We start from the raw sequence: 4,292 nt of genomic DNA, 5'->3' as shown, positions 1-4,292 counted from the left end.
GGTCGTCAGGCGGCGAAAAGCCGAAGGCAATCCTGTGCGCCTCGTCAGACAAGATGTGCGGCCGCATCAATCGGGCCCAAAAGCCGCACTCTCACGAATAGGACGGGCTAGTCCTTGGCCTGGTCCTTAAGCCGGCCCAGGCTTTCCTGGCGTCCCAGCACGTCCAAAACCTCAAATATACCAGGCGATGTCGACCGTCCCGTCAGCGCCGCCCGCAGCGGCTGGGCGACGGCGCCGAGCTTGAGACTATTTTCCTCGGCAAAAGCGCGCAGCGCGGCCTCTGCATTCGCCGCACTCCATGTCTCGACTTTCTCCAGCGCGGAATGAAGCTGGCCGATCAGCTTGCGGTTCTCGGGCGTCAGCAGCGCTGCCGCCTTGGCATCGAGCTCCAGCGGCCGGTCGGCGAAGATGAAATAGGCGCTGTCGATCAGCTCGATCAGCGTCTTGGCGCGCTCCTTCAGGGCCGGCATGGCCTTGAGAAGCTGCGCCCGCGTCGTGTCGTTTAACTTGGCCTTAAGCTCGTTGCGGCTGGGCACGACGTGGTCGAGCACGTCCTCAAACATTTTCACGAGTGATTGATCGTCGGCGTGGCGGATGTAGTGGCCGTTGAGGTTTTCGAGCTTGGCGAAATCGAAGCGGGCGGCGGCGCGGCCGACGCTGGCGAGGTCGAACGCGGCGATCATCTCCTCGGTCGAAAAGATCTCCTGGTCGCCATGGCTCCAGCCGAGCCGGACGAGGTAATTGCGGAGCGCGGCCGGGAGGTACCCCATGGCGCGGTAGGCATCGACGCCCAGCGCGCCGTGGCGCTTCGACAGTTTCGAGCCGTCCGGGCCGTGGATCAGGGGAATGTGGGACATGCTCGGTAGCGCCCAGCCCATGGCGTCGTAGATCTGCTTCTGGCGGGCGGCGTTGATCAGGTGGTCGTCGCCGCGGATGACATGGGTGACGCCCATGTCGTGGTCGTCGACCACCACAGCGAGCATGTAGGTCGGATTGCCATCGCCGCGCAGCAGGACGAGGTCGTCGAGGTTCTCGTTCTGCCAGACCACGCGGCCCTGGACCTGGTCCTCGATCACGGTCTCGCCGGTCTGCGGTGCGCGCAGGCGGATGGTGGGCTTGACGTCGGAAGGCGCGGTTGCCGGGTCACGGTCGCGCCACATGCCGTCATAGAGGCGGGTGCGGCCCTCCGCGCGCGCCTTCTCGCGCATGGCGGTGAGCTCCTCTGCGGTCGCGTAGCAGCGATAGGCCTTGCCGTCGGCGAGCAGCTGCTCGGCGACCTCGCGGTGACGCGCGGCGCGGCTGAACTGGTAGATGACGTCGCCATCCCAGCCGAGCTCCAGCCATTTGAGGCCGTCGAGGATGGCGCCGATCGCAGCCTCGGTGGAGCGCTCACGGTCGGTGTCCTCGATCCGGAGCAGCATCTTGCCGCCGTGCTTTTTCGCATAGAGCCAGTTGAACAGCGCCGTGCGGGCGCCCCCGATATGGAGGAAGCCGGTCGGGGAGGGAGCAAAGCGGGTGACGACGGAATCGGTCATTCTTGGCAGGGCCTATGCATTGGAGGCGGTGGTATATAACAGGACCGGAGCATAACTAAAGCCCGGCAGCGGACCGCTAAGCTCTTGGCTCAGCCAAGCGAATTTGGCAGAAGGGCCGCTGATTTCCCTACAGGATTTTCGTAATGACAGAACCGGTGGCGAACGAGGTTGGGCGCGATTTCATTCGTGACATCATCCAGGCCGACCTCGATCAGGGCAAATACCAGGAGATCGTGACCCGGTTCCCGCCGGAGCCGAACGGCTACCTGCATATCGGCCACGCCAAGTCGATCGCGCTCAATTTCGGCATCGCCCAGGAGTTTCCGGGCCGCTGCCATCTGCGCTTCGACGACACCAACCCGGTCAAGGAAGAGCAGGAATATATCGATTCCATCCAGGCCGACGTGCATTGGCTCGGCTTCGACTGGGGCAAGAACCTGTTCTTTGCCTCGGACTATTTCGACCGCCTGTACGAATGGGCGGAGAAGCTGATCCGCGACGGGCTCGCCTATGTCGACGACCAGACCCAGGAGCAGATTCGCCTCGCGCGCGGCACGCTGACCGAGCCCGGCAAGGACTCACCGTTCCGCGACCGCAGCGTGGACGAGAATCTCGACCTGTTCCGCCGCATGAAGGTCGGTGAATTCCCGAACGGCACGCGCGTGCTGCGGGCCAAGATCGATATGTCCTCGGGCAACATCAACCTGCGCGATCCCGTGCTGTACCGCATCCTGCATGCGCATCATCCGCGCACCGGCACCAAGTGGAGCATCTATCCGAGCTACGATTATGCGCACGGCCAGTCGGACGCGATCGAGGGCATCACGCACTCGATCTGCACGCTGGAGTTCGAGGACCATCGGCCGCTCTACGACTGGTTCATCGAAAAGCTGCCGGTGCCGTCCAAGCCGCACCAGTACGAAATGGCGCGGCTCAACCTGACCTACACGCTGCTGTCCAAGCGCGTGCTGACCCAGCTCGTTCGCGACGGCCATGTCGCCGGATGGGACGATCCGCGCATGCCGACTGTCGCGGGGATGCGCCGCCGCGGCGTGCCGCCGGCAGCCTTGCGCGAATTCGTCAAGCGCATCGGCGTTGCCAAGGCCAACAGCGTCGTCGACGTCGGCATGCTGGAATTCTGCATCCGCGAGGAGCTGAACCGCACGTCGCAGCGGCGCATGGGCGTGCTGCGGCCGCTCAAGGTGGTCATCGAGAACTATCCGGAAGGGCAGACCGAGGAGCTCGAGGCGATCAACCATCCCGACGATCCCTCGGCCGGCACGCGCAAGATCACGTTCGGCCGCGAGCTCTATATCGAGCAGGACGACTTCATGGAGAATCCGCCCAAGAAGTTCTTCCGCCTGTCGCCCGGCAACGAGGTGCGGCTGCGCTACGCCTATTTCGTCAAGTGCACCGGCGTGATCAAGAACGACGCGGGCGAAGTGGTGGAGCTGCGCTGCACCTACGATCCCGCGACCAAGGGCGGCAACGCGCCCGACGGCCGCAAGGTCAAGGCGACCATGCACTGGCTGCCGGCGGCGACGTCGGTGCCGGCAGAGATCCGCATCTACAACCAGTTGTTCTCCAATCCTAGCCCGGACGCCTCGAACTTCGCGGCCGATCTCAATCCGCAGTCGCTGGAAATTCTCTCCAACGCGCGGATCGAGGCATCGGTTGCGGAAAGCAATTCGACCGAGCCGATGCAGTTCGAGCGTCAGGGCTATTTCGTGCGCGACAAGGACTCAACGCCGGGCAAGCCGGTGTTTTCGCGCACCATCGGCCTGCGCGACACGTTCGCGAAGGAAGTGGCCAAGGGCTGAGGGGATTGGGCCTATGAGCAGTGAAGCCGACGCCATCGTTTCCGCCATTATCGCGAAATGGTGCGCCGGCTTCGCGACACTCGATGCGGCCGCGCTGTCGTCGCTCTATGCGAAGAACGCGTTCTTCTTCGGCTCGAATCCAAAGCTCTATCGGGGCAGGGACGGCGTCGCCGACTACTTCAACGGCCTGCCGCGCTGGCGCCAGCCGAGCGCGGCCTTTTCCGACGTGCAGGCGGCACAAGCAGGTCCCGACCTGATCAACATGGCCGCGACCATCTCGTTCGACCTCGCCGGCGAGCGGGACGATCTCGTCGTCAAGATGAGCTGGGTCCTCATCCGCGAGGACAGCGACTGGAAGATCGTCAATCACCATGCCTCGTCGAAGGCGCCGCTGATCTAGCGGCGGGCTCTGCCCGTTCCGCCAGGTGCACGGTCGCCGCCCGCTAGATGTCGTAGTAGAGATGGAACTCGTAGGGATGAGGTCGCAGGCGGATCGGGTCGACCTCCTTCTTGCGCTTGTAGTCGAGCCAGGTTTCGATCACGTCGGCGGTGAAGACGTCGCCGCCGTAGCAGGAATGCGTGATCACGCTCGAGCGCGTCGAGCGCCTGGTCCAGCGATCCTGGCGTGGACTTCACCTCCTTCGCCTCCGCAGGCGGGAGGTCGTAGAGATTCTTGTCGATCGGGCTGCCGGGGTCTATCCGCTTGTCGACACCGTCGAGGCCTGCCATCAGCATTGCCGCGAAGGCCAGGTAGGGATTGCAGGACGGATCCGGCGAACGAAACTCGACGCGCTTGGCGCGCGGTTTCGGCGAATACATTGGAATCCGCCCCGTGGGTCGGTCAAAATCCCCCGGGTATGGTCACTTGAAACTCCCCCACCTGATGATCGCCGTCAGCGCCGCTGAACAGCAGTAGCCGGTCAGGCAGGACGTTTAT

The 4,292-nt window shown here is 63.9% G+C and carries 3 protein-coding genes and 1 pseudogene; 2 read left to right on the top strand and 2 right to left on the bottom strand.

Translation table 11 applies throughout. The features are described from left to right. Positions 1-107 precede the first annotated feature (107 nt). On the bottom strand, positions 108-1,535 hold the full coding sequence (gene gltX / locus QJT78_RS49120) for a glutamate--tRNA ligase (protein WP_028153744.1): 1,428 nt from the start codon (positions 1,533-1,535) through the stop codon (positions 108-110). Positions 1,536-1,678: 143 nt separating this feature from the next. Here gltX and QJT78_RS49115 point away from each other — a divergent pair, with 143 nt between their 5' ends. Next, positions 1,679-3,355, top strand: coding sequence for a glutamine--tRNA ligase/YqeY domain fusion protein (locus QJT78_RS49115; RefSeq protein WP_028153743.1), 1,677 nt, complete (start codon positions 1,679-1,681; stop codon positions 3,353-3,355). A 13-nt stretch (positions 3,356-3,368) separates the two neighbouring features. After that, positions 3,369-3,755, top strand: coding sequence for a nuclear transport factor 2 family protein (locus QJT78_RS49110; RefSeq protein ID WP_038945743.1), 387 nt, complete (start codon positions 3,369-3,371; stop codon positions 3,753-3,755). Between the two features lie 43 nt (positions 3,756-3,798). On the opposite strand, the pseudogene QJT78_RS53400 reads toward QJT78_RS49110, so the two are convergent. Further along, positions 3,799-4,183, bottom strand: a pseudogene (locus QJT78_RS53400) (type I glutamate--ammonia ligase); the annotation flags it as partial. Between the last annotated feature and the right edge of the window lie 109 nt (positions 4,184-4,292).

The sequence above is a fragment of the Bradyrhizobium sp. Mp27 genome (genome assembly GCF_029953005.1).
Taxonomy (GTDB): domain Bacteria; phylum Pseudomonadota; class Alphaproteobacteria; order Rhizobiales; family Xanthobacteraceae; genus Bradyrhizobium; species Bradyrhizobium barranii.
The sequence above is the reverse complement of the archived record's forward strand: the minus strand, read 5'-3'. Positions and strand labels throughout refer to the sequence as shown.

Excerpts from the sequence above, each read along its gene's own strand:
- gltX (WP_028153744.1), bottom strand. The coding sequence starts at position 1,535 with ATGACCGATTCCGTCGTCACCCGCTTTGCTCCCTCCCCGACCGGCTTC.
- QJT78_RS49115 (WP_028153743.1), top strand. The coding sequence starts at position 1,679 with ATGACAGAACCGGTGGCGAACGAGGTTGGGCGCGATTTCATTCGTGAC.
- QJT78_RS49110 (WP_038945743.1), top strand. The coding sequence starts at position 3,369 with ATGAGCAGTGAAGCCGACGCCATCGTTTCCGCCATTATCGCGAAATGG.